The sequence below is a fragment of the Streptomyces indicus genome, from assembly GCF_900100315.1.
Classification (GTDB): domain Bacteria; phylum Actinomycetota; class Actinomycetes; order Streptomycetales; family Streptomycetaceae; genus Streptomyces; species Streptomyces indicus.
This window is the reverse complement of the sequence record NZ_FNFF01000009.1, coordinates 106013-129013: the sequence shown is the minus strand read 5'-3', so window position 1 is coordinate 129013 and position 23001 is coordinate 106013. Positions and strand designations below refer to the sequence as shown.

Annotated in this window: 22 protein-coding genes; 11 read left to right on the top strand and 11 right to left on the bottom strand. The window is 70.9% G+C overall.

Annotation, left to right across the window (positions count from 1 at the left end):
• Positions 1–5: 5 nt before the first annotated feature.
• Genes BLT97_RS22380 through BLT97_RS22370 form a run of 3 tightly spaced genes read right to left on the bottom strand, consistent with a single transcriptional unit; the run spans position 6 to position 4787 of the window.
• Entirely contained in the window at positions 6–2159 is a 2154-nt protein-coding gene (locus BLT97_RS22380; RefSeq protein ID WP_093612950.1) for a dipeptide/oligopeptide/nickel ABC transporter permease/ATP-binding protein, read from the bottom strand.
• On the bottom strand, positions 2159–3118 hold the full coding sequence (locus BLT97_RS22375; RefSeq protein WP_093612948.1) for an ABC transporter permease: 960 nt from the start codon (positions 3116–3118) through the stop codon (positions 2159–2161). The genes BLT97_RS22380 and BLT97_RS22375 overlap by 1 nt, the downstream gene beginning before the upstream one ends.
• 31 nt (positions 3119–3149) lie before the next feature.
• Positions 3150–4787, bottom strand: a complete 1638-nt coding sequence (locus BLT97_RS22370) for an ABC transporter substrate-binding protein (protein ID WP_093612946.1) — start codon at positions 4785–4787, stop codon at positions 3150–3152.
• 316 nt (positions 4788–5103) lie between these two features.
• On the opposite strand from BLT97_RS22370, the gene BLT97_RS22365 reads away from it, so the two are divergent.
• From BLT97_RS22365 to BLT97_RS22345, 5 genes are read left to right on the top strand one after another with little or no spacing between them, the layout of a single operon-like run.
• On the top strand, positions 5104–5823 hold the full coding sequence (locus BLT97_RS22365) for a FadR/GntR family transcriptional regulator (protein WP_245769475.1): 720 nt from the start codon (positions 5104–5106) through the stop codon (positions 5821–5823).
• 31 nt (positions 5824–5854) lie between these two features.
• Entirely contained in the window at positions 5855–7768 is a 1914-nt protein-coding gene (locus tag BLT97_RS22360; protein ID WP_093612942.1) for a beta-galactosidase, read from the top strand.
• A gap of 49 nt (positions 7769–7817) precedes the next feature.
• Entirely contained in the window at positions 7818–8567 is a 750-nt protein-coding gene (gene recO / locus BLT97_RS22355) for a DNA repair protein RecO (protein WP_093612940.1), read from the top strand.
• A gap of 34 nt (positions 8568–8601) precedes the next feature.
• Positions 8602–9429 carry an isoprenyl transferase gene (locus tag BLT97_RS22350; protein WP_093612938.1) on the top strand — a complete coding sequence of 276 codons (828 nt, stop codon included), beginning with the start codon at positions 8602–8604 and terminating at the stop codon, positions 9427–9429.
• Positions 9426–9977: an SMI1/KNR4 family protein gene (locus BLT97_RS22345; protein ID WP_093612936.1), complete on the top strand. Its 552-nt coding sequence runs from the start codon at positions 9426–9428 to the stop codon at positions 9975–9977. The genes BLT97_RS22350 and BLT97_RS22345 overlap by 4 nt, the downstream gene beginning before the upstream one ends.
• A 27-nt stretch (positions 9978–10004) precedes the next feature.
• Here BLT97_RS22345 and BLT97_RS22340 read toward each other — a convergent pair whose 3' ends face one another.
• From BLT97_RS22340 to BLT97_RS22325, 4 genes are all read right to left on the bottom strand, one after another.
• Positions 10005–10415: a Fur family transcriptional regulator gene (locus BLT97_RS22340; RefSeq protein WP_245769474.1), complete on the bottom strand. Its 411-nt coding sequence runs from the start codon at positions 10413–10415 to the stop codon at positions 10005–10007.
• 139 nt (positions 10416–10554) lie between these two features.
• Entirely contained in the window at positions 10555–11454 is a 900-nt protein-coding gene (locus tag BLT97_RS22335) for a metal ABC transporter permease (protein WP_093613259.1), read from the bottom strand.
• 17 nt (positions 11455–11471) lie between these two features.
• Positions 11472–12248 carry a metal ABC transporter ATP-binding protein gene (locus tag BLT97_RS22330; protein ID WP_093612932.1) on the bottom strand — a complete coding sequence of 259 codons (777 nt, stop codon included), beginning with the start codon at positions 12246–12248 and terminating at the stop codon, positions 11472–11474.
• A 71-nt stretch (positions 12249–12319) separates the two neighbouring features.
• Positions 12320–13333: a metal ABC transporter substrate-binding protein gene (locus tag BLT97_RS22325; protein ID WP_093612930.1), complete on the bottom strand. Its 1014-nt coding sequence runs from the start codon at positions 13331–13333 to the stop codon at positions 12320–12322.
• Between the two features lie 177 nt (positions 13334–13510).
• On the opposite strand from BLT97_RS22325, the gene BLT97_RS22320 reads away from it, so the two are divergent.
• Positions 13511–14893 (top strand): glycine--tRNA ligase, encoded by a 1383-nt coding sequence (locus BLT97_RS22320; protein ID WP_093612928.1) that lies wholly within the window; start codon positions 13511–13513, stop codon positions 14891–14893.
• Between the two features lie 194 nt (positions 14894–15087).
• The gene (locus BLT97_RS22315; RefSeq protein WP_093612926.1) at positions 15088–15294 is read left to right on the top strand and encodes a hypothetical protein; all 207 of its coding nucleotides are present in this window, start codon (positions 15088–15090) and stop codon (positions 15292–15294) included.
• A gap of 38 nt (positions 15295–15332) precedes the next feature.
• Here BLT97_RS22315 and BLT97_RS22310 read toward each other — a convergent pair whose 3' ends face one another.
• Positions 15333–15926: a TetR family transcriptional regulator gene (locus tag BLT97_RS22310; protein ID WP_093612924.1), complete on the bottom strand. Its 594-nt coding sequence runs from the start codon at positions 15924–15926 to the stop codon at positions 15333–15335.
• A 145-nt stretch (positions 15927–16071) separates the two neighbouring features.
• Between BLT97_RS22310 and BLT97_RS22305 the strand changes: the two genes are divergently transcribed.
• Both BLT97_RS22305 and BLT97_RS22300 read left to right on the top strand, forming a co-directional pair.
• Positions 16072–17004, top strand: coding sequence for a zinc-binding dehydrogenase (locus tag BLT97_RS22305; protein ID WP_093612922.1), 933 nt, complete (start codon positions 16072–16074; stop codon positions 17002–17004).
• Between the two features lie 518 nt (positions 17005–17522).
• On the top strand, positions 17523–18224 hold the full coding sequence (locus BLT97_RS22300; protein ID WP_093612920.1) for a haloacid dehalogenase type II: 702 nt from the start codon (positions 17523–17525) through the stop codon (positions 18222–18224).
• Positions 18225–18236: 12 nt separating this feature from the next.
• On the opposite strand, the gene BLT97_RS22295 is transcribed toward BLT97_RS22300, so the two are convergent.
• Positions 18237–18833 (bottom strand): TetR/AcrR family transcriptional regulator, encoded by a 597-nt coding sequence (locus BLT97_RS22295; protein ID WP_093612918.1) that lies wholly within the window; start codon positions 18831–18833, stop codon positions 18237–18239.
• 24 nt (positions 18834–18857) lie between these two features.
• Positions 18858–19862: an aldo/keto reductase gene (locus BLT97_RS22290; protein ID WP_093612916.1), complete on the bottom strand. Its 1005-nt coding sequence runs from the start codon at positions 19860–19862 to the stop codon at positions 18858–18860.
• A 273-nt stretch (positions 19863–20135) separates the two neighbouring features.
• On the opposite strand from BLT97_RS22290, the gene BLT97_RS22285 reads away from it, so the two are divergent.
• Positions 20136–20345: a DUF6243 family protein gene (locus BLT97_RS22285; protein WP_093612914.1), complete on the top strand. Its 210-nt coding sequence runs from the start codon at positions 20136–20138 to the stop codon at positions 20343–20345.
• A 91-nt stretch (positions 20346–20436) separates the two neighbouring features.
• On the opposite strand, the gene BLT97_RS22280 is transcribed toward BLT97_RS22285, so the two are convergent.
• On the bottom strand, positions 20437–21951 hold the full coding sequence (locus tag BLT97_RS22280; RefSeq protein ID WP_093612912.1) for an MFS transporter: 1515 nt from the start codon (positions 21949–21951) through the stop codon (positions 20437–20439).
• Between the two features lie 23 nt (positions 21952–21974).
• On the opposite strand from BLT97_RS22280, the gene BLT97_RS22275 reads away from it, so the two are divergent.
• Positions 21975–22997 carry a helix-turn-helix transcriptional regulator gene (locus BLT97_RS22275; RefSeq protein ID WP_245769473.1) on the top strand — a complete coding sequence of 341 codons (1023 nt, stop codon included), beginning with the start codon at positions 21975–21977 and terminating at the stop codon, positions 22995–22997.
• Positions 22998–23001 lie beyond the last annotated feature (4 nt).

The following is a 23001-nucleotide window of genomic DNA, read 5'->3' as shown; positions in this document are numbered from 1 at the left end:
GCTGGTCACTTGACGGCCTCGCTCTCCGCGGATGCGTCGGTGGTGGCGGTGGTGGTGCCGGTACGGGGAGCCGGCACCGTCAGCGGTACGGCCGGGTGGTGGCAGGCCGCCTCGTGCGCCCGGCTCGCCCCCGTCAGCTCGGGAGCCGTCGTACGGCAGAGCGCGCTCGCCAGCGGGCAGCGGTCCGCGAACCGGCAGCCGGCCGGGAAGTCCGCGGGCGAGGGCACCACGCCCTTGATCTGCGTCAGCCGCTCTGCCGACGCTTCGAGGGAGAGCACCGAGCCGAGCAGGCCCCGCGTGTAGTGGTGCGAGGGCTGCTCGACCAGGTCGGCCGTCACACCGGACTCCACGATCTGCCCGCCGTACATCACCACCACGCGGTCCGTGACGTCCGCGACCAGCGCGAGGTCGTGCGAGACGAGGACGAGCGCGAAGCCCAGCTCCTCGCGCAGCCGCAGCAGGAGCTGGATGACCTGCGCCTGCACGGTCACGTCGAGCGCGGTGGTCGGCTCGTCCGCCACGATCAGCTTCGGGTTGCGGGACAGGGCCATCGCGATGAGGACGCGCTGGCGCTGGCCGCCGGAGAGTTCGTGCGGGTAGCTGCGCAGGGTGCGCTCGGGGTCTAGGCCCACCAGCTCCAGGAGCTCCTGCGAGCTCCGGGCGCCGCCCCGCCGTACAACCTGCTTGAGCTGCGCGCGGATCGTCATCGCGGGGTTCAGCGAGGACAGCGCGTCCTGGTAGATCATCGCCATGTCGTGCCCGAGCAGCCGGCGGCGCGCGCGCATCGGAAGGCCGATCAGCTCCTGCCCGTCGAAGGTCACCGAACCCCGGATCCGGGCGCCCTTGGGCTCCAGACCCATGACGGTGAGGGCGGTCAGGGACTTGCCGCAGCCCGACTCGCCGACCAGGCCGAGGACTTCACCGGGGCGCACCTCGAAGCTGATGCCGTCCACGATGTCGATGCCGCTGTGCCGGTGCTCGAAACCGATCGCCAAGTCCCGTACGGACAGGACGGGTTCGCCGGTGGGCATGGGGCGGGCTCGTTCCCGGAGCCGGGCCGCCGCCTCGGTCAGGCCGGGCAGTTCGAGGACCTCGCCGGTGCCGGCCTCCGCCGCCTCCAGCTTGTCCTCCGCACGGGCCTTCTTCGCCGATACGTCACGGGCGACCGGGGCCGCCCAGGCGTCGGAGACGCCCTCGGAGAGGATGTTGAGGCAGAGGACGGTGATCACCATCAGGAGGCCGGGGAACCAGGTGGCCCACCACCCCCCGATCAGCACGAGGTTCTTGCCGTCGGCGATGACATTGCCCCACGAGGGGTCCGGCGGCCGCACCCCCGCGCCGAGGAAGGACAGCGAGGCCTCGAACACCATCGCGTCCGCCACCTGCACGGTGCAGAACACCAGGACCGGAGCGGCGCAGTTGACCGCCACGTGCCGGGCGACGATGTGCCAGGTGCGGGCGCCGATGACCCGCTCGGCGGTCACATAGTCCTCGCCGTACTGGTCGAGCACGTTGGCGCGCACGACGCGGGCGATCGGCGGGGTGTAGAGGAAGGCGATCGTGCAGATCAGCACCGGCACACCGCCGCCGAACACGGCGATCAGGACGGCCGCGAGCGCGATGCCGGGGAAGGCCATCACCACGTCGAGGCAGCGCATCAGGAACTCGTCCACGGCCTTGCGCGAGGTGGCCGCGACCGCCCCGATCACCGCGCCCGCGACCAGCCCGAGCAGGGTGGCGCCGAGTCCGATCAGGAGCGACATCCGCGCCCCGTGCATCAGCCGGCTGAGGATGTCGCGGCCCAGATGGTCCTGGCCGAGCCAGTGACCGCCGGAGGGCGCACCGTCCCCGCCGACGCGGGTGGCCTGGTCGAGCGGGTCGTGCGGGGCGAGGATCCCGGCGAACACCGCCATGAGGACGATCGCGCCGAGCACGACGACCGCGAACCGGGACCGCAGCGGCATCCTGCGGAAGCCGCGCAGCCGGATGCCGGGACGGGACAGAGCGTCGGTCAGGCCCTTGCGCCGGGTCACGCCGAGGCGCCCGAGCAGTCCCGGCCCCTCGCCGCGTACGTCCGGGGACGGACTCCCGTCGCCCGTGTCGCGGGACCGGCCTTCCCCTCGTACACCTTCCGACGGGTCCTTCTGATCGATGGGCATCAGGCGGCGCTCCTCAGGCGGGGGTTCACCAGGAGATAGAGGATGTCGATCACGAGGTTGATCACCAGGAAGCCGACCGCGGCGGTCAGCACGGCGCCCTGCACCACGGCCGGGTCGCCGTTCTTGACCGCGTCGATCATCAGCGTGCCCATGCCGGGCAGCGCGAAGATCTGCTCGGTGACCACCGCGCCGCCGAGCAGGTACCCGACGCGCAGGCCGAGCACCGTCAGCGGGTTGATCAGCGCGTTGCGCAGCACATTGCGGCCGACCACGACCACCGGCGGCAGACCGCTGCCGATGGCCGTACGGACGTAGTCCTTGTCGAGCTCCTCGACCACGGCCGTGCGCACGATCCGGGTGAGCTGCGCGGCGATCGGCAGCGAGAGCGAGAACGCGGGCAGCGTCATGGACTTGAGCCAGCCCGAGAACGAGTCGTTCGGATTCACGTACCCGCCCGAGTCGAACCAGCCGGCACCGACCGACAGGTACTGGATCATCAGCAGCGCCAGCCAGAACCCGGGGGCCGCGACCCCGACCAGGGAGACCACGCGGATCACCTGGTCGGGCATCCGGTCACGGTAGATCGCGGCCGTGACCCCGAGGACCGTGCCGAGCACGAGCGCGATGGCCAGGCCCATGAAGGTCAGTTGCAGGGTCAGCGGCAGCGCGGTGCTGATCTCGTCGAACACGGGCGTGCGGCGCAGCGCGCTCGTGCCCATGTCGCCCTGCAACAGGTCCCCGACGAACGCCATATAGCGCACGGGCAGCGGGTCGAGCAGCCCGTTCTCCTCGCGGAACTCGTGCAGCTGCTCCGGCGTCGGGTTCGCGCCCTGGAAGAACGCGGAGGCCGGATCGGCGTCCGAGAACCGCATCACCAGGAAGACGAACAGGATCACGCCGAGCAGCAGCGGCACGAGCAGGGCGATGCGGCGGGCCAGGATTCTGGCTATCGCGGCCACGTAGGGCTCCTCAACTTGCGGGTGCAGCCGGTCAGTTGGCCCACTTGGCCTGGAGCAGGTTGATCCCCGGATACGGCTGCGGGGTGATCCCCGTGAGCTTCTTCGGGTCCCAGGCCGTCATCAGCTCGGTGTGCACCACCGGGTACAGGACCGCGTTCTCGGCGACGATGTCGATGTAGTCCTGCGTCATCTGCTTCTTCTTCTCGGGGTCGCTCTCCTCGGTCGCCCGGTCCATCAGCTTGAACAGGTTCTTGGCCTCGGCGCTGGACGCCCACTTCGAGTACGTGGTCGACCACAGGTTCTGCGGCCCGTAGTTGTAGTGCATGATCAGGTCGGCATCGAGGCCGAACTGGTTGGGGTTGGAGGCGGCCGCGACCACCTGGAAGTCCCGCTTCTGGTCGAGCTTGGTGAAGACCGCGGTGGTCTCCTGCGGCTGGAGCGTGGTCTCGACGCCGATCGCGTCCCAGCCCTCCTTGATGGTGGGCAGACAGTCCACGATCCAGCTGACGTTGACCGCCATCAGGTCGATCTTCAGACCCGAGACGCCCGCGTCCTTCAGGAGCTTCTTGGCCTTCTCGGGGTCGTACCCGTACACCGTCCTGGCCGGCCGGTGCGAGGGGTTGTCCTCGTTGAGGAAGGAGGTGGCCGGCTTGCCGTGGCCGCGCAGCGCGACCTCGACCATCTTCTCCTTGTCGATCGCGTAGTGCAGGGCCTGGCGCACCCGTACGTCGTCGAAGGGCTTGTGCTTGGTGTTGAACATCAGGAACAGGTTGTTCATCCCGGCCCCGCCCTCGACCGTGAGCCCGTCCTTCTTGAGCTGCTCGATGTTCGCGTACGGGATGTTGTCGGCGATCTGCGCGCCGGCGCTGCCGCCGGAGATCTTCGCGACGCGGGGCGCGGCGTCCACGATCGTCAGCCAGTTCATCTTCTGGAAGGCCGCCTTGCGTGGGCCGTTGTAGTCCTTGAAGGCCTCGAAGGTGGTGTTCGTCTTCGGCTGGTGGGAGGTCATGCGGTACGGGCCCGAGCCGACGACCTTCGTGCCCTTCATCGCCTCGTCCCAGGCGCCGGGCTGCCCGAACACGTGCTTCGGCATGATCTTCGCGAGCGTGAGCCGCGCGGCGCCGTCCGGGAACGGGAACTTGAGGTGCAGCTCCACGCTCTTGTCGTCGACCTTCTTCACCTCCTTGAGCCAGCTCGCGAAGAAGCCCTTGGCCAGCGTCGCGGTGTCCGGGTCGAGGATGCGGTCGAAGACGAACACCACGTCGTCCGCCGTGACAGGCTTCCCGTCGTGCCACTTCGCGCCCTCGCGGAGGGTGAACTTCCAGGTGGTGGCGTTGAGATCGGCCGGCACCTCGGTGGCGAGCGCCGCGTACGGCTCGCGCGTGATCGGGTCGGTGTCGAGCAGGCCCTCGTAGATGTGGTGGTTGCCGGCCATCGCGAACGCGGACGCGGTCTGCGTCGGGTCCCAACTGCCGTCGTTGCCGTAGCCGATGACCGCGGTGAGGGTGGTGGAGCCGCCCTTGCCGCCGCCGCCCGTCTCGTTGGTGGACTTCGGGCCTCCGGAGCAGGCCGACAGCGTTGTCGTGATGCCGGCGGCCAAGCCGAGGGCGCCGGTGTACTTCAGAAAGGAGCGGCGCTGCACGGCCGATCCCTGGGTCACGTTGCTCACGGGTTCCTCCGGCGGGTCGGTGGGTGGGTGCGGGGCGGGGCGGAGTGTGCGGGGCGGAGTATGAACTCCGGTGCGGGGGGCGGGAGATCGGACGTCCTACGTCATCGGACTGGCGAGACCATAGGAGCGTCCTGCGGGGCGGTCAAGGGCTTGCGCACAGATCGGCCGGATCGCCGGGACGAACCGGAAATCATCCAGAGGTCTACACCTCTAACGCATCTCCTGGGGCCCAGCTGACCTGCAAAGATGCAATTCCTCAAGGAAGTTGGTGCCTGAGGTGGGACGTGGGATGTCCGGTGGGTCTACCCTGTGCGCCATGTCCGAGGACCTTGTGGGCCGCCGCCTGATCGGGGGCCAGATCCGGCGCGAGATCATGCAGCTGATACTCGACCGCCGCCTGCGCCCGGGAACGCCGCTGCCGACCGAGTCCGAGCTGATGGAGTCGCTCGGCGTGAGCCGCAACTCCGTGCGCGAGGCGCTCAAAGCGCTCCAGGCCCTGGACATCGTGGAGATCAGACACGGCTACGGGACCTACGTGGGCCAGGCCTCGCTGACGCCGCTCGTCGACGGGCTCACCTTCCGCACCCTCGCCCAAGTCGACGACGACACCCACGCGTTGGGCGAGATCCTCCAGGTCAGAGAAGTCCTTGAAGAAGGGCTCATCCGCCGCGTCGCGCAGATCCTCACCGACGCCGAGCTGGACAGCCTGGAAGCGATCATCGTGCGGATGGAGCGCAAGGGCGCGGCCGGGGAGCCCTTTCCCGAGATCGACCGCGAGTTCCACGAGGCGCTCTACGTCTCCCTGGGCAACGAGCTGGTGCCCCAGCTGCTCGCCGCGTTCTGGAACGTCTTCCACCGCGTCGCCGGCGTCCGCGGCTGGGCCCGCGACCCCGCGCCCGCCGTCACGGCCCGCCGCCACCGCGACATCCTCACCGCGCTGCGCACCCGCGACACCGAGCTCGCCCAGCGCGCGATGGCCGACCACTTCCGCGGCATCGAGGCCCGCGCCTGGCAGGGCACGCTCGGCGTCAAGTGACCGCTCTCCCTTCCGTCCTGGAGTACACGCGATGGACCGCATAGCCCATTTCCACGGCAAGCTGAGCTCGCTCGCGTACGGCGGCGACTACAACCCCGAGCAGTGGGGCCCCGAGGTGCACGCCGAGGACAGCGAGCTGATGCGCGAGGCCGGGGTGAACCTGGCGACCGTCGGGATCTTCTCCTGGGCCCGCGCCGAACCCGAGCCGGGCGCCTACGACTTCACGTGGCTCGACACCCACCTCGACCGGCTCGCGCGCGACGGCGTCGCGGTCTGCCTCGCCACGATGACGGCGTCCCCGCCGCCGTGGCTGGCCCGCCTGCACCCCGAGACGCTGCCCGTCCTGGAGGACGGCACCCGCCTCTACCCCGGATCGCGCCAGCACTGGTGCCCGTCGAGCCCGGTCTTCCGTACGTACGCGACCCGCCTGGTCGAACAGCTCGCCAAGCGCTACGCGCACCACCCGGCCCTCGCGCTGTGGCACATCGGCAACGAGTACGGCTGCCACATCTCCCGCCACTGCCACTGCGAGGTCTCCACCGCGGCCTTCCGCACCTGGCTGCGCGCCCGCTACGCCACCGTCGAAGCCCTCAACGAGGCCTGGTCCACCACCTTCTGGTCCCAGCGCTACGCGTCCTTCGACGAGATCCACACCCCGCGCACCGCACCCTCCTTCCGCAACCCGGCACAGCAGCTCGACTACCGGCGCTTCTCCAGCGACGAGCTCCTCGCCTGCTATCTCGCCGAGAAGGAGGTCCTCGACCGCCTCACCCCCGGCATCCCCGTCACCACCAACTTCGTCCCGCTCGCCCCCACCCTCGACCTGTTCCGCTGGGCCCGCGAGATGGACGTGGTCTCCTACGACTCGTACCCCGACCCGCACGGCGCCGACGCCGCCCACGAGACGGCCTTCCACTACGACGTGATACGCGGCCTGAAGAACGGCACCCCCTGGCTCCTGATGGAACAGGCGCCCTCCGCCGTCAACTGGCGCCGCCGCAACGGCCGCAAGCCCGCCGGCCGGATGCGGCTCGACAGCTGGCAGGCCGTCGCCCACGGCGCGGACTCCGTGCTCTTCTTCCAGTGGCGGGCCTCACGCGGCGGGGCGGAGAAGTTCCACTCGGCGATGGTCCCGCACGGCGGCCGCGACACCCGGATCTTCCGCGAGGCCCGTGCGCTCGGCGCCGAACTGGCCGCACATCCCGCCCTGTTGGGCTCCCGCCCCGAGCGGGCCGGCGCGGCCCTGCTCCTCGACTGGCCCAACTGGTGGGCCCTGGAACAGGAGGCCCACCCCAGCAGCGACGTGCAGCTCCTCGCCGGCGCGCGGGCCCTCCACAAACCGCTGTACGACGCGTCGGTGGCCTGTGACGTGCTCCCGCTCGACGCCGACCTCTCCCCGTACGCGCTCCTCCTGGTCCCGCACCTCTACTCGGTGAGCGAGTCAGCGGCGGCCCGCATCACCGAGTACGTCCGCGCGGGCGGCACCGTGCTGATGACGTACTTCTCGGGGATCACGGACGAACACGACCGCGTCCACCTCGGCGGTTACCCGGCCCCGTTCCGCGAGCTCCTCGGCCTGCGCGTGGACGAGTTCGACCCGCTGCCGCACGGCGGCCGCGCCGAACTCTCCTCGGGCACCGGCACATTGTGGTCCGAGGACGTGCTCCTCGAAGGGGCGCAGGCCGTCGAGACCTTCGCGGACGGCCGCCCGGCGATCACCCGCCACTCCTTCGGCGCGGGTACGGCCTGGTACCTGGCCACGACCCCGGACCCCGCGACCCTGCGCTCCCTCCTCGACCGCATCCGCGCGGAGACGGGCATCGAGCCGGTCCTGCCCGGCCTGCCCCCGGGCGCCCAGGCCCGCACCCGGATCGCGGCCGACGGGACGCGGCTGCACGTGGTGTACGACCACGAGGCGGGGGAGGCGAGGGTCGAGCGGGGCTGAGCCGCGTACCGGCCACGGGCCACCGCCCCCGTAAGGGAGAATGGGCTCCATGAGTCTGTTCCGTGATGACGGCATCGTGCTGCGCACCCAGAAGCTGGGTGAGGCCGACCGCATCATCACGCTGCTCACCCGCGGGCACGGGCGCGTACGGGCCGTGGCCCGGGGGGTGCGCAGGACCAAGTCGAAGTTCGGGGCCAGACTTGAACCCTTCTCGCATGTCGACGTGCAGTTCTTCGCGCGCGGCAGCGAACTGATCGGCCGCGGGCTGCCGTTGTGCACACAGAGTGAGACCATCGCTCCGTACGGTGGCGGGATCGTGACCGACTACGCCCGGTACACGGCCGGGACCGCGATGCTGGAGACGGCGGAGCGGTTCACCGACCACGAAGGCGAGCCGGCCGTGCAGCAGTATCTGCTCCTGGTCGGCGGGCTGCGCACCCTCGCCGCCGGCGAGCACGCGCCGAACCTGATCCTCGACGCGTTCCTGCTCCGCTCCCTCGCCGTCAACGGCTATGCGCCCAGCTTCGACAGCTGCGCGAAGTGCGGAATGCCCGGACCCAACCGGTTCTTCTCGGTCGGGGCCGGCGGAGTGGTCTGCGCCGAGTGCCGCGTACCGGGAAGTGTCGTACCGTCTGCGGAGGCCATCGCCCTGCTCGGCGCGCTGCTCACGGGAGACTGGGAGACGGCGGACGCCAGCGAGGCGCGGCATGTGAGGGAGGGCAGCGGTCTCGTGTCGGCGTATCTGCACTGGCACCTGGAGCGCGGGCTGCGCTCCCTGCGGTACGTGGAGAAGAGCTAGAGCTCGCACAGAGCTTGGGGAGCGAGAGAGCAACATGGCACGACGCGGGATCCTCGGACGCAGCCGTCGCGAGTACGTCACGCCCGAACCGCACCCGTCGGGCGCACGCCCGCCGAAGCTCCCCGGTGAGCTGGTGCCGAACCATGTGGCCATCGTCATGGACGGCAACGGCCGCTGGGCCAAGGAGCGCGGCCTGCCGCGCACCGAGGGCCACAAGGTCGGCGCCGAGCGCGTGCTCGACGTGCTCCAGGGCGCGATCGAGCTCGGCGTCGGCAACATCTCGCTGTACGCCTTCTCCACGGAGAACTGGAAGCGCTCGCCCGACGAGGTGCGCTTCCTGATGAACTTCAACCGCGACTTCATCCGCAAGACCCGTGACCAGCTGGACGAGTTGGGCGTACGGGTGCGGTGGGTCGGCCGGATGCCCAAGCTCTGGAAGTCGGTCGCCAAGGAGCTGGAGATCTCGCAGGAGCAGACGAAGGACAACGACAAGCTGACGCTCTACTTCTGCATGAACTACGGCGGGCGTGCGGAGATCGCGGACGCGGCGCAGGCGCTCGCGGAGGACATCCGGGCCGGTCGCCTCGACCCGTCGAAGGTCAACGAGAAGACCTTCGCGAAGTACCTCTACTACCCGGACATGCCGGACGTGGACCTCTTCCTGCGCCCGAGCGGCGAACAGCGCACGTCCAACTACCTGCTGTGGCAGTCGGCCTACGCGGAGATGGTCTTCCAGGACGTCCTGTGGCCGGACTTCGACCGGCGGGATCTTTGGCGCGCGTGCGTGGAATTCGCTTCGCGGGACCGGCGGTTCGGGGGCGCGACCCCCAACGAGGTGTTGCTGTCGCTGGAGGGCAAGTGAGCCCGGCCGGCTCCGTGGCGGCGCTGGCCCGCCTGGTGCCGGCCCCCGCGCGGCAGGCCGAGACGGTCGACTGGGCCGCGGTCGAGGCGGCGTGGGGGACGCGGTTTCCCTCGGACTACGTGCGGTTCATGGAGACGTACGGTCCCGGCACGTTCGGTGACACCGTGGTCGTCGAGCACCCGCAGCCCGATGTCGAGGGCTACCCGGGCGGGTCGGGTCTTGACGAGGAGACGGCCAATGCCCGCCTGACATGGGAGGCGGAAGGCGACGACGCCGGCTTCGCGGTCGATCCGCAGGACATTCTCGCCTGGGGCGTGACGACCGGCGCGGACATCTACTGCTGGGTGACCACGGACGAGGACCCGGACCGGTGGCCCGTCCTGATCTGGGGGCGGCACACCACTCCGGCCTTCCAGCTCCACCCGTTCGGGATGACGGAGTTCCTGCGCAGGCTCTGCGGCGACGCCGAGTTCCGCAAGGAGACCGTCAGCGTCGTCCTGCCCGAGCCCGTGCAATTCACCGGCTGGCGGGGCGACCCGGACGCCTAGGGGCCGGGCGCACTCACAAGGGCTCGGCTACTCCGAGCCCTTGCCCGCACACTCCGCACAGGTCCCGAAAATCTCCACCGTGTGCGCCACATTCACGAACCCGTGCTCGGACGCGATCGCCTCCGCCCACTTCTCCACCGCGGGGCCCTCCACCTCGACCGCCTTGCCGCAGACGCGGCAGACCAGGTGGTGGTGGTGTTCGCCGGAGGAGCAGCGGCGGTAGACCGACTCGCCGTCGCCGGTGCGCAGCACGTCGACCTCGCCCGCATCGGCGAGGGACTGGAGCGTGCGGTAGACGGTCGTGAGGCCCACGGACTCGCCGCGGTGCTTCAGCATGTCGTGGAGGTCCTGCGCGCTGCGGAACTCGTCCACCTCGTCGAGAGCCGCCGCCACGGCGGCGCGCTGCCGGGTCGACCGGCCGCGTACGGGCGCTGTCACAGGGGCCTCCTCACGAATGCTCCGGGCCATTGTGCCAGGTTGCCCCGTCACGTAAGGCATGCCTTACGTGACGGGGCCCGGCGCACGGCTCGATCGGGGCGGATCCGTCGGTGTGGCGGATCCGCGGGCACGGGTCGGGTCAGACCTTGACCTCGTCACCGGCACGGGCTTCCGGCACCCGCAGCGTGCACGCCGCCTCCGCCTCCTCGGCGGCCCGCAGGGCGCGGGCACGGCGCCGGGCGAGCGGCGCGGCGAGCGCGGTCAGGGCGACGAAGACGCCGATGGCCAGCAGGACGATCGTCGCCCCGGGCGGCACGTCCTGGTAGTACGAGGTCACGGTGCCGGACAGCGTGACCGCCGTACCGATCGCCACCGCCAGCGCGAACGTCACCTTGAACGAGCGGGTGATCTGCTGGGCCGCCGCGACCGGCACCACCATCAGGGCGCTGACCAGGAGCAGTCCGACCACACGCATCGCGACCGTCACGGTGACGGCGGCGGTGACGGCGATCAGGAGGTTCAGGAAGCGCACCGGGACGCCCGTGACCCGGGCGAACTCCTCGTCCTGGCTGACCGCGAACAGCTGCCGGCGAAGACCGACCGTCACGAGGACGACGAAGGCCGCGAGCAGCACGATCGCCGTGACGTCCGAGTCGGAGACCGAGGCGAGCGAGCCGAAGAGGTACGAGGTCAGGTTGGCGTTGGAGCCGGCGTCGGACAGGTTGATCAGCATCACGCCGCCCGCCATGCCGCCGTAGAACAGCATCGCGAGCGCGAGGTCGCCGCGCGTCTTGCCGTACCAGCGGATCAGCTCCATGACCACGGCGCCGACGACGGAGACGAGCGTCGCCATCCAGATCGGGTTGGTGGAGAGCAGGAAGCCGAGGCCGACACCGGTCATCGCGACATGGCCGATGCCGTCGCCCATCAGGGCCTGGCGGCGCTGCACCAGGTAGATGCCGATCGCGGGCGCGGTGATGCCGACGAGCACCGCGGCGATCAGCGCGCGCTGCATGAAGGGGTTCTGGAGGAGTTCCATCATCGGTGTCAGATCCCTCAGGTCAGCAGGCCCGTACGGATCGGCTCGGCGGCCGAGTGCGGGTGGACGTGGTCGTGGCCGGGCAGCGCGTGCTGGCCCACGGCCTTCGGGGGCGGCCCGTCGTGCACGCAGCAGCCGTCGCGCAGGACGACCGCGCGGTCGATCAGCGGCTCCAGGGGGCCGAGCTCGTGCAGCACGAGCAGCACCGTCGCACCGCGCTCCACCTGGGCGGCGAGCGTGGTCGCGAGGATCTCCTGGCTGGCCAGGTCCACGCCGGCCATCGGCTCGTCCATGATCAGCAGCTCGGGATCGGCCGCGAGCGCGCGGGCGATCAGCACGCGCTGGTGCTGGCCGCCGGAGAGCGCGTTCACCGAGTCCTTCGCGCGGTCGGCGAGACCGACCAGCTCGATGGCCCGGTCTACCGCGGCACGGTCCGCCTTCGAGGGCAGCCGCAGCTTCGTACGGGAGAGCCGGCCGGCCGAGACCACCTCGTGCACCGTGGCCGGCACACCCGAGGCGGCGGTGGTGCGCTGCGGCACATAGCCGACGCGGCCCCAGTCCTTGAACCGCTTCAGGGGCTTGCCGAACAGCTCGACCGAGCCGCCCGTCAGCGGCACCTGGCCGATGGCCGCGCGCACGGCGGTGGACTTGCCGGAGCCGTTGGCGCCGAGCAGGGCGACGACTTCACCGCGGTGCACGGTGAGGTCGATGCCGCGCAGCACCGGGCGCGAGCCGAGCGTGGCCTGGGCCCCGCGCAGGGATATGACGGGATCCGGGGAGAGAAGAGGATCCATGGCTCGCGCCTCCGATGACGATGCTGCTGCGGTTGTGCGGCCGGGGCCGGCCCCGCGGCTGCCGGTGGGACTCACTTCGCGCCGAGTGCCTTCTTCAGCGCGGTGAGGTTGGACTGCATGACTTCGAGATAGTCAGCGCCCTTGGACCGGTCGGTGATTCCCTCGAGCGGGTCGAGCACGTCGGTCTTGAGGCCGGTGTCCTTCGCGAGGGTCTTCGCCGTCTTGTCGCTGGCGAGCGTCTCGAAGAAGACCGTCGAGACCTTGTCGTGCTCGGCGGTCTCCTGGAGCTCCTTGATCCGGGCCGGGCTGGGCTCGGCCTCGGGGGAGAGGCCCGAGATGGCCTCCTGGTCCAGGCCGTAGCGCTCGGCGAGGTAGCCGAAGGCGGCGTGCGTGGTGATGAAGGTCTTGGTCTCGGTGTTCTTCAGACCGTCCGCGAAGTCCTTGTTCAGGGCTTCGAGCTTGCCGACCAGTTCCTCGGTGTTCTTCTTGTAGTCGGCCGCGTGGTCCGGGTCGGCCTTCTGGAGCGCCTCGCCCACACCGTTGGCGACCTCGGCGTACTTCACCGGGTCGAGCCAGATGTGCGGGTCCTCGCCGGCCTCGGTCTCGTGCGAGTGACCGTGCTCGTCCTCGTGACCGTGCTCGTCGGCGTGTGCGTCCCCACCGGAGTGGTCGTGGCCCTCGTGGTCCTCGGAGGCGCTGTGCTCCTCGAGCTTGGTGAGGGTGGCGGCGTCGACCACGTTCTTCACGCCGGACTGGCCGATGGCCTTGTCGACGGCGGGCTGGAGATCCTTGAGGTAGAGGATCATGTCGGCGTTGCCGAGCTCGACGGTCTGCTTCGGGCTGAGCTCCAGGTCGTGCGGCTCGACGCCCGGCTTCGTCAGGGTGTCCACGTTCACGTGGTCCCCGCCGATCTGCTCCGCGAGGTACTGCATCGGGTAGAAGGACGCGACGACGTCGAGCTTGCCGCCTGCACCGTCGCTCTTGCCGTCGGCCGCATTGGAGCTGCCGCACGCGGAGAGGGCGAGCAGTCCGGCGGTGGAAACGGCGGCCGTGGATATGAGGCGGGAGTGACGTCGTACGTTCATGACACTCATTTTCAACAAAACTGGAAACGATTGTCAACAAGGCCTTGGTCCCTTGCGTCCGGGAATGCCCACCCGAACCGATTTGATCCGGGGGTAGGCCCCGCCGGTAACCTGAAGTCTTCGCTCCAGGAGCGCGTATCCAGCGCGCTTCTTCGCCGTCGTACTGAAGAGAGCACCGTGGCCGCCGACAAGATCGACACCATCGTCAGCCTGAGCAAGCGCCGTGGCTTCGTTTTCCCCTGCAGTGAGATCTACGGCGGTCAGCGCGCCGCCTGGGACTACGGACACCTGGGCGTCGAGCTCAAGGAGAACATCAAGCGCCAGTGGTGGCGCTACATGGTCACCTCGCGCGAGGACGTGGTCGGTATCGACTCCTCGGTGATCCTGGCCACCGAGGTCTGGGAGGCCTCGGGTCACGTGGCCACCTTCACCGACCCGCTCACCGAGTGCACCTCGTGTCACAAGCGCTACCGCGCCGACCACCTCGAAGAGGCGTACGAGGAGAAGAAGGGCCGCGCGCCGGAGAACGGTCTGGCGGACATCAACTGCCCCAACTGCGGCACCAAGGGCCAGTTCACCGAGCCCAAGCAGTTCTCGGGTCTGCTCTCCACGCACCTCGGCCCGACCCAGGACAGCGGCTCGGTCGCGTACCTGCGTCCCGAGACCGCGCAGGGCATCTTCACCAACTTCAGCCAGGTGCAGACGACCGCGCGCAAGAAGCCCCCGTTCGGCATCGCCCAGATGGGCAAGTCCTTCCGCAACGAGATCACGCCCGGCAACTTCATCTTCCGCACCCGCGAGTTCGAGCAGATGGAGATGGAGTTCTTCGTCAAGCCGGGCGAGGACGAGAAGTGGCAGGAGTACTGGATGGAGCAGCGCTGGAACTGGTACACCGGCCTGGGCCTGCGCGAGGAGAACATGCGGTGGTACGAGCACCCGCAGGAGAAGCTCTCGCACTACTCCAAGCGCACCGCTGACATCGAGTACCGCTTCCAGTTCGGCGGCTCGGAGTGGGGCGAGCTCGAAGGCGTCGCCAACCGCACCGACTTCGACCTCTCGGCGCACTCCAAGGCCTCCGGCCAGGACCTGGTCTACTTCGACCAGGAGGCCGGCGAGAAGTACACGCCGTACGTGATCGAGCCCGCGGCCGGTGTCGGCCGCACCATGCTCGCCTTCATGCTCGACTCGTACTTCGAGGACGAGGCGCCCAACGCCAAGGGCAAGATGGAGAAGCGCACGGTCATGCGCTTCGACCACCGCATCGCCCCGGTGAAGGTCGCGGTCCTGCCGCTGTCGCGCAACGCGGAGCTGTCGCCGAAGGCCAAGGGCCTGGCCCAGGCGCTGCGCGCCAACTGGAACATCGACTTCGACGACGCCGGCGCCATCGGCCGCCGCTACCGCCGCCAGGACGAGATCGGCACGCCGTACTGCGTCACGGTCGACTTCGACACCCTGGACGACAACGCGGTGACGGTCCGCGAGCGCGACTCCATGAAGCAGGAGCGCGTCTCGCTCGACCAGATCGAGGGCTACCTGGCCCAGCGCCTGGTCGGCTGCTGAGCCGCCACCGGCACCGCCGGGTCATCACCGCTTGACGCGAACCCCCAGCTCCCCTCCGCGGGAGCTGGGGGTTCGCGCATGGTGCGGACAAGGAGTGGTGAACATCCCGTACGGCAGGCCCTGTTGATGTTGCGGATGCTGCACACTGGGCGGCGCCCATAGCCGCCCAGTGTCGGATGTGCCAGGAGGCACCGATGCCGTCCATGACCACCAGCAGAGTCAGCCGCTGGGACCAGCACGGCCGGGAACACACCGTCCAGGTCAGCAAGTCGGGGATGCAGCGCGTCCTCGTCTGCGGCACCTGCGGCTGGCGCCGCACCGCCCAGTTCCTGCCCTGGCTCAAGGCCGAGGAGCACCTGGCGGGGGAGCATCAGGCGACGGTGGATCCCTCGGAGGGGTAGGGAGGGTCCTTTGCGAAAGAGCCCTTGTGGCTCTGGATTCAGGCCCGGCCGAGGGTCTGGTGCATCGCGGCGAACGCGCGGCTCACCTGCGGCGCCAGCTCCTCGGGCGCGCACTCGGGCAGCCACTCGTCCAGCGCGCAGCGCCACGTGGCCACGCAGTACTCGATCAGCAGCCGTGTCTCCAGCGTGTCCGGCGCGTCGAGCCTGCGGGCCACCCCCGCCTGGATCTCCGCGCAGTGGAGCAGGGCGTGGCCGTGCAGGGACGGTGACTCCTCGATGAGCTTCAGCGTGAGCGCGAACCTCGGGAACCACGCCGGGTCCATGCGGCCCAGGCTCGTCAGCATCGCCTCCCGGAACCGCTCGGCGGGCCGCCCGGCCGGCTCCTGCTCCTCCAGCACATCGAGGAACGTGGCCCAGAGCTCCTTGACGGCCGTGAGGGTCACGTCCTCCTTCGACCGGTAGGTGCGGAAGAACGTCCGCCGCGACACCTCGACTTCTTCGAGCAGCGCGTCCAGCGGCGTGTGGTCGAAACCGCGCTCGGCGAACAGCGTGACCGCGGTCTCGGCCAGCGCCTGCCGGGTGCGCTGCTTCTTGCGTTCACGCAGGGAAAGGGGCGTTGCCGCGGTCGTCATGCACACAGCCTACGGGAACCGCCCGCTGCGCGCGTATGCTCTAATGGCGCAAGTGCCACACTGTGGCACTTTGGTGGGGCGGGCCCGGAGGCGCGGGCGTGTCCCGGCGCGATTCGCTGCGGTGCGGAACCTTGGAGGCGGCAACATGCGGGCACTTGTGGTCGATCACGGCGCGGAAGGACACCTGTCCCTGGCCGAGGTGCCGGATCCGGTGCCGGCGCCGGACGAGGCCCTGGTGCGGGTGAGCGCCGTATCGCTCAACTTCGGCGAGGTGCACGGCGCCGCGGAAGCCTGGATCCCGGACGGCACCGTGATCGGCTGGGACGCGGCGGGCGTCGTGGTGAAGGCGGCGCAGGACGGATCGGGGCCGGCCGAGGGCACCCGGGTCGTCACGATCGGGGAGCAGGGCTGGGCGGAGCTGCGCGCGGTGCCGGCCGCCCGCCTCGGAGTCGTCTCCGAGGACGCGGACCTCGGCGCCGTCAGCACCCTGCCGGTGGCCGGGCTGAGCGCGCTGCACGTGCTGCGGCGGATGGGCTCGGTGCTCGGCCGCCGGGTGATGGTCACGGGGGCGTCGGGCGGGGTGGGCCGCTTCGCGGTGCAGCTCGCGGCGCGGGCGGGTGCGGAAGTGGTGGCCGTCAGCCGCGACCCCGCGCAGGCCGCGGTGCTGCGCGGGCTGGGCGCGGCGGAAGTGCACGCGCACCCGGCCTCCGTGGAGCGGCCCGTGTACGGGGTGGTGGACAACGTCGGCGGGCCCCAACTCGTCGACGCCTTCGCCCGGTTGGAGCCGCACGGCACGCTGATCAGCGTAGGGCGCTCGGCGGAGCAGGACACGGTCCTGCCGCCCGAGGCGCTGTGGGGGATCGACGGTCTGCACGACCGGACGATCCGCACCTTCTTCCTCTTCGGCGAACCGGCCGCGGACTTCTCGGCCGACCTGACCTGGCTCGCCGCCGAGCTCACCGCGGGCCGCCTCGACCCCGGCATCAGCCGCCGCACGCCCTGGACCCGCCACGACGAGGCGGTACGGGCCCTGCTCGACCGCCGGCTGCGCGGCAAGGCGGTCCTGGACGTGGGGTGAGGGGTGCGCGAACGAGCCGTACCGGCCTGGGAGTTGGGCGCCTGGCTGCGGTGTACGCGCTGTCGCGGCCCGCGACCGGCGACTCGCGACCCGTGACCCGCGGCCCGCAAGCGGTGACCCGCGACCCGTGGCCCGCGAGCGGCGACCCGCGACCCGCCGGCTGCGGGGCAAGGCGGTCCTGGACGTGGGCTGAGGGGTGCGCGAACGAGCGCTACTGGCCTGGGAGGTGGGAACCCGGCTGCGGTGTACGGGCTGTCGTGACCCGCGACCGGCGACTCGTGCCCCGCGACCGGCGACCCGCGCCCTGCGGCCCGGGCGTCCGGCACGCGGCGGCCCGGATCCCCGGCCGAGGCGCATCCGGCCCCTCCGGCCCTCCGGCCGTTCGGGCTGCTCCGGCGACGTTCCGGCTGTTCCGGTCGCGTCGTCCCCATGGCCGCGCCGGTCGGCCCCGGATTGCGGGCCGAGGTCCGGGTAGGTTCGGTGGCGGACCCTGCTTCCGGCCCACAGGAGAATCCCGTATGCCGCACGCACCGACCGACGCCCTCGTCTTCGACGTACTCGGCACGCTCGTCGACGAACCCGCGGGGCTGCGCTCGGCGATCCGCGCGCTCGGTCCCGCCCTCGACGAAGGACGGGTCGAGCAACTGCTCATGCTGTGGCAGCAGCACGTCGAGCGCGAGCAGCAGCGCATGGCGGCGGGTGAACGGCCCTATGCCGCAACGGACTTCGTCGACCGCGAGGCCGCCGAGGCGGTGGCCGCGGCCGCCGGGGCCGAGGACCCGGCGGCCGTCGAGCGACTCGCCACCGCGGGCCGCCGGCTGCCGCCCTGGCCCGACAGTGTGAGCGGGCTCGCCCTGCTCGCCGAGCGCTTTCCGCTGCTCGGCCTGTCCAACGCGAGCCGTGGCGCGCTGCTCGCGCTCAACGCGTACGCCGGACTGCGCTGGCACCAGGTCCTGTCCGCCGAGCAGGCGGGTGCGTACAAGCCCGATCCGGAGGTCTACCGGCTCGCCGTCACCGCCTCGGGCCTGCCGCCCGAGCGCCTGATGATGGTCGCCGCGCACGCCTGGGACCTGCGCGGGGCGCAGCGCCTCGGGATGCGTACGGCCTACGTCGCCCGGCCGGTCGGCGATCCGCCGAAGGACACGGACCGGTTCGATCTGTACGCGAGCGATCTGGCCGATCTCGCGGAGCAGTTGGAGCGCGAGCGCAAGTCGGCGTGAGCCGCGCCCGGTTCAGCCCCGGACGCGCAACCCGCAGAGCAGCAGGTCGAGTACGGCGTCCAGGTCCTGCTCGATGCCGGGGAGCGTCCACTGGGCCGCGTACACGGGGTCGTGGAAGCGGACCGTGGCGTCGAACACCGCGCGGGCCCCGCGCGCGGGCTCGACGGAGCCGAGGGTGAACTCTCCGCCGTCCAGGCCGGCTTCGAGGATCGCGGTCAGCTGGCCGACGAGGTCGGCGATGTGCTCGTCGACCGTCGCGCTGTTCTCGCGCAGCAGCACCTCGTACGTGGCGAAGAGCTGCGGGTCGGCACCCGCCTTGGCGCGCTTGGCCTCGAACAGGTGGATGTTCCAGCGGCGCAGCCGGTCCTCGGCCCTGGCGGAGGTGTCCTCGACGATGCGCAGCAGCTCGTCCGTGGTGCGGTCCAGCCACCGCTTCGTGACGGCCTCGCGCAGCGCAGCCTTCGTACGGAAGTGGCGGTACACGCTGCCGTGGCTGACGCCGAGCGCACGGGCCACGTCGACGACGGTCGCCTTCGTGGGGCCGTACTGCCGCAGCACGTCCTCGGTCGCGGCGAGGATGCGCTCGGCGGTCAGCGTTTCGGTGGCCATGGTCGAACCGTACCCGTGGGCCGGTCAGCGCTCGCTGTCGAGGTGTGCCATCTGCGCCGCCGGGTAGCGCTCGCCGGCAGCCGCGTCCGCGGGGACGGCCTGCTCGATCGCGGCGAGGTCGGCTTCGTCCAGGGTCACGTCGAGCGCGCCGAGGGACTCGGTCAGACGGGCGCGGGTGCGGGCGCCGATGAGCGGGACGATGTCCTCGCCCTGGGCCGCCACCCAGGCGATGGCGGTCTGCGCGACCGTGACGCCCTTCTGCTCGGCGATCTTCCGCAGGGCCTCGACCAGATCGAGGTTGCGGTCCAGGTTCTCGCCCTGGAAGCGGGGGCTCATGCCGCGGAAGTCGTTCGCGGCGAGCTTGCGGTCGCGGGTGAAGTGGCCGGAGATCAGACCGCGGGACAGGACTCCGTACGCGGTGATGCCGATGCCCAACTCGCGGGCGGTCGGCAGGATCTCCGCCTCGATGCCGCGCGAGATCAGCGAGTACTCGATCTGGAGGTCCGAGATGGGGGCGACCGCCGCGGCGCGGCGCAGGTTCTCGGCGCCGACCTCGGAGAGGCCGATGTGCCGTACGTGCCCCGCCTCGACCAGCTCGGCGATGGCGCCGACCGTCTCCTCGATCGGCACGTCGGGGTCGACGCGGGCGATCCGGTAGATGTCGATGTGGTCGGTGCCCAGGCGCTGGAGGGAGTACGCGGCGAAGTTCTTCACCGCGGCCGGCCGGCCGTCGTACCCGGTGAAGCCGCCCTCGACCGTGCGCAGGGCGCCGAACTTGACGCTGGTGAGCGCCTGTTCGCGGTGGGCGGCGGGGGCGGTGCGCAGGGCCTCGTTGATCAGCAGCTCGTTGTGGCCCATGCCGTAGAAGTCGCCGGTGTCGAGCAGCGTGATGCCCGCTTCGAGCGCGGCGTGGATCGTGGCAATGGACTCGGCGCGGTCGGCGTCCCCGTAGAGCGCGGACATGCCCATGCAGCCGAGGCCGAGGGCGGAGGTCTGCGGGCCGGTGGCGCCGAGGGTGGTGGTGCGCATGAGGGGCTCCTTGGACGTTCTGAGGAGGTGGGTGCATCCACTCTCGCATGACAGCTGACAGATTTCAATATCTGTCAGCTGTCATGCGCGTGGAGGTGCGTGCTTCCGTACTGGTGACCGGCCGTCGGCGCACCCGAAAATCCGGTGCGCGGGCCACGCACCCTCCGCTACCGTCGCCCCCATGTACTTCCATCTCCCGATCTACGAGTGAGAGCCGGCGGGCACGGACCCGTCCCTCGGACACATCCACCTCTCACCTGATGGGAATCACCCGTGGCCAAGAGCCGGAACAACCTTCTCGGCGTGGGCGGACAGCGCAAGAAGCTGTCCCGTAAGAACGACGCCGGACTCGCCACCTCGCGTGCGAACGACCGCAAGTCGGCCGAGGAGCTCAAGCAGGAGCTCGTACGGAAGATGCAGGAGCGGTCGCAGGGCGCGGCGCAGACCGATGACGCGCCGCAGGAAGGCACCGACAACAGCTGACCCAGGCGCATGAGCGACGGCCCGCAACTTCGAAGGAGTTGCGGGCCGTTGTCGTGGGCGGGGGCCTCGCCCTCTCCGCCGGCGGCGAGGCTCAGCCCATCTGCCGGGGCAGCCGCAGACTCAGCAGCAGGGTCACCGCGACCAGGCCCAGCTGGGCGAGCAGCGTCACGAGCAGCGCGTCCCGCAGGCCCGCCGCGTCCGCCACGGAGAGGAAGAGCGCCCCGAGCGTGGCCACGCCGAGTGCGAGCGCCGACTGCTGCGTGGTGACGACGACACCGCTGCCCACGCCGGCGCGGTCGGCCGGCACGTCGCCGAGCACCAGGCGCAGAAGTACGGGCAGTTGGAGCCCCTGGCCGAAGCCGGCGAGCGCGACACCCGGCGCGAGCCCGAGCACCCCGAGGTCCGGCCAGTCGCGCCAGGCCGCCAGCGCGATCAGCGCGACACCGGCCCCCTGGATCAGGCCGCCGGCCGTGACCACGCGGGTGCCGTGGCGGGAGACGAGCCGCGGTCCGATCAGCGAGGCGACGAAGAAGGCGAGCGCCATCGGGACCAGGGCGAGCCCGGCCGTGACCGGACCCATCCTCAGGCCCTGCTGGAGCACGATGGCGATCACGAACATGAAGCCGCCGAAGCCGATCGAGAAGGGCACGATCAGCGAGAGACCGCGCCGCAGCGAGGTCAGGGCGAGCAGGCCCGGCGGCACGAGCGGGGTCCGCCCCGACCGGTCCGCACGCCGCTCCACCAGGAAGAACGCCGCGGCCGCGAACGGGAACACGGCCAGCGAGAGCCAGGTCCACAGCGGCCAGCCCGCAGCCCGGCCCTCGGTCAGCGGCACGAGCAGGGTGAGCAGGCTCAGGGTGAGCAGCAGGGTGCCGGGCACGTCGACGCGGGCGGCCCGCGCCGAGCGGCTCTCGGGGACCAGGCGGGCCGCGAGCAGCAGACCGGCCGCGGCGACCGGCACGTTGACGAGGAAGACCGCGCGCCAGCCGCTGCCCGCGATGTCGGCCGCGACCAGGACGCCGCCGAGGATCTGGCCCGCGACCATGGAGAGCCCGGCGGTCGCGCCGTACAGGCTCATCGCCTTGGCGCGGCGCCGGCCGCTGGTCGCGGCCTGGATCGTGGCGAGCACCTGCGGCAGCATCAGCGCGGCCGCCGCGCCCTGCGCGACCCGCGCGCCGACCAGGGTCCACGCGTCGGGCGCGAGACCGCAGGCGAGCGAGGTCAGGCCGAAGGCGGCCATGCCGGTCAGGAACAGGCGGCGCCGCCCGAACTGGTCGCCGAGCCGTCCGCCCACGACGAGCAGGACGGCATACGCGAGTCCGTAGCCGGCGACGACCAGTTCGAGCAGGGCGGGACCCGCGTTGAGGTCGTGCTCGATGGTGGGCAGGGCGACGTTGACGATGAAGAAGTCGATGAGCGGGAGTGCCGCGCCGAGCAGCACGGTGAACAGACCGAGGCCGCCGAGCACGGGTCCGTGGTCGACGGCCGTGGGGCGGGTGGTGGCGGGGGAGGTGGTCGCAGTGGTCACGCACTCAAAGATCCGCCGCGGCTGAGCCTGGTACCAGAGTGTCCTTATCCTGGTACAAGCACTACCTGGCAACAGCATTCGCCGACCGGCACCCTGGGGGCATGACGACGATGGCACAGCACACAGCCGCCGCGGGGCCGGCGACGGAGCCCGCGGGCCGCCGTCAGGAAGCCGCTGTTCGCCATCAGGAGCCCGCTGTCCGCCGTCAGGACCTTGCCGTGGAGCCGGACGTCCGCCGTCAGGAACCCGCGTCGGAGCCCGAGGCCCGACGCGAGGCGATCGCGACCGAGCCCGAGGCCCGCCGTCAGGAGCTCGCCGACTTCCTGCGCAGCCGTCGTGAACGCATCACGCCCGAACAGGTCGGTCTGCCGCGCGGAGCCCGGCGCCGCACCCCAGGGCTGCGCCGCGAGGAGGTGGCCGCGCTCTCGGCGGTCGGCGTCACCTGGTACACGTGGCTGGAACAGGCCCGCCCCATCCAGGTCTCCCCGCAGGTGCTCGACGCCCTGGCCCGCGCCCTGCTCATGGACCCCACCGAGCGCCACCATCTGTTCGCGCTGGCCGGCAGCGCCGACCCCGCACCGGGCACGCGCTGCCCCACCCTCAGCGATGAACTGCTCGGCCTGCTCGAGCAGTTGGAGCCCGTGCCCGCCTGCATCCAGAACAGTCGCTACGACATCCTGGCGTACAACCGCACGTATGCCCGGCTCTTCTGCGACCTCGACGCGCTGCCGCCCGAGGACCGCAACTGCGTCCTGCTCACCTACACCCACCCCGAGTGGCGCGCCTCGCTCGGCGATCTCGACGAGACCAAGCGGATCATGGCCGCCAAGCTGCGGGCCGCGATGGCCGAGCACCTCGCCGAACCCGCCTGGAAGGCGCTGCTCGCGCGGCTCAAGCGGAGCGAGGAGTTCTGCGAGGTGTGGGAGCGGCACGAGGTGGTGGGCGTCGCCTCGAAGACGAAGCGCGTGCTCAACACGCACGTGGGGGAGCTGCGCCTCAACCACACCAACCTGTGGCTGACCCCCGACTCCGGGGCGCGGATGGTCACGTACTACCCGGCGGACGAGCAGTCGCGTGCGCGCCTGGAGCAGCTGTACGCGCCCGCCCCTTCCGCTGCCGGCTGAGCGT

Excerpts from the sequence above, each read along its gene's own strand:
- BLT97_RS22380 (WP_093612950.1), bottom strand. The coding sequence starts at position 2,159 with ATGCCCATCGATCAGAAGGACCCGTCGGAAGGTGTACGAGGGGAAGGC.
- BLT97_RS22365 (WP_245769475.1), top strand. The coding sequence starts at position 5,104 with ATGTCCGAGGACCTTGTGGGCCGCCGCCTGATCGGGGGCCAGATCCGG.
- BLT97_RS22360 (WP_093612942.1), top strand. The coding sequence starts at position 5,855 with ATGGACCGCATAGCCCATTTCCACGGCAAGCTGAGCTCGCTCGCGTAC.
- recO (WP_093612940.1), top strand. The coding sequence starts at position 7,818 with ATGAGTCTGTTCCGTGATGACGGCATCGTGCTGCGCACCCAGAAGCTG.
- BLT97_RS22350 (WP_093612938.1), top strand. The coding sequence starts at position 8,602 with ATGGCACGACGCGGGATCCTCGGACGCAGCCGTCGCGAGTACGTCACG.
- BLT97_RS22335 (WP_093613259.1), bottom strand. The coding sequence starts at position 11,454 with ATGGAACTCCTCCAGAACCCCTTCATGCAGCGCGCGCTGATCGCCGCG.
- BLT97_RS22330 (WP_093612932.1), bottom strand. The coding sequence starts at position 12,248 with ATGGATCCTCTTCTCTCCCCGGATCCCGTCATATCCCTGCGCGGGGCC.
- BLT97_RS22325 (WP_093612930.1), bottom strand. The coding sequence starts at position 13,333 with ATGAACGTACGACGTCACTCCCGCCTCATATCCACGGCCGCCGTTTCC.
- BLT97_RS22315 (WP_093612926.1), top strand. The coding sequence starts at position 15,088 with ATGCCGTCCATGACCACCAGCAGAGTCAGCCGCTGGGACCAGCACGGC.
- BLT97_RS22310 (WP_093612924.1), bottom strand. The coding sequence starts at position 15,926 with ATGACGACCGCGGCAACGCCCCTTTCCCTGCGTGAACGCAAGAAGCAG.
- BLT97_RS22305 (WP_093612922.1), top strand. The coding sequence starts at position 16,072 with ATGCGGGCACTTGTGGTCGATCACGGCGCGGAAGGACACCTGTCCCTG.
- BLT97_RS22300 (WP_093612920.1), top strand. The coding sequence starts at position 17,523 with ATGCCGCACGCACCGACCGACGCCCTCGTCTTCGACGTACTCGGCACG.
- BLT97_RS22295 (WP_093612918.1), bottom strand. The coding sequence starts at position 18,833 with ATGGCCACCGAAACGCTGACCGCCGAGCGCATCCTCGCCGCGACCGAG.
- BLT97_RS22290 (WP_093612916.1), bottom strand. The coding sequence starts at position 19,862 with ATGCGCACCACCACCCTCGGCGCCACCGGCCCGCAGACCTCCGCCCTC.
- BLT97_RS22280 (WP_093612912.1), bottom strand. The coding sequence starts at position 21,951 with ATGCTGTTGCCAGGTAGTGCTTGTACCAGGATAAGGACACTCTGGTAC.
- BLT97_RS22275 (WP_245769473.1), top strand. The coding sequence starts at position 21,975 with ATGACGACGATGGCACAGCACACAGCCGCCGCGGGGCCGGCGACGGAG.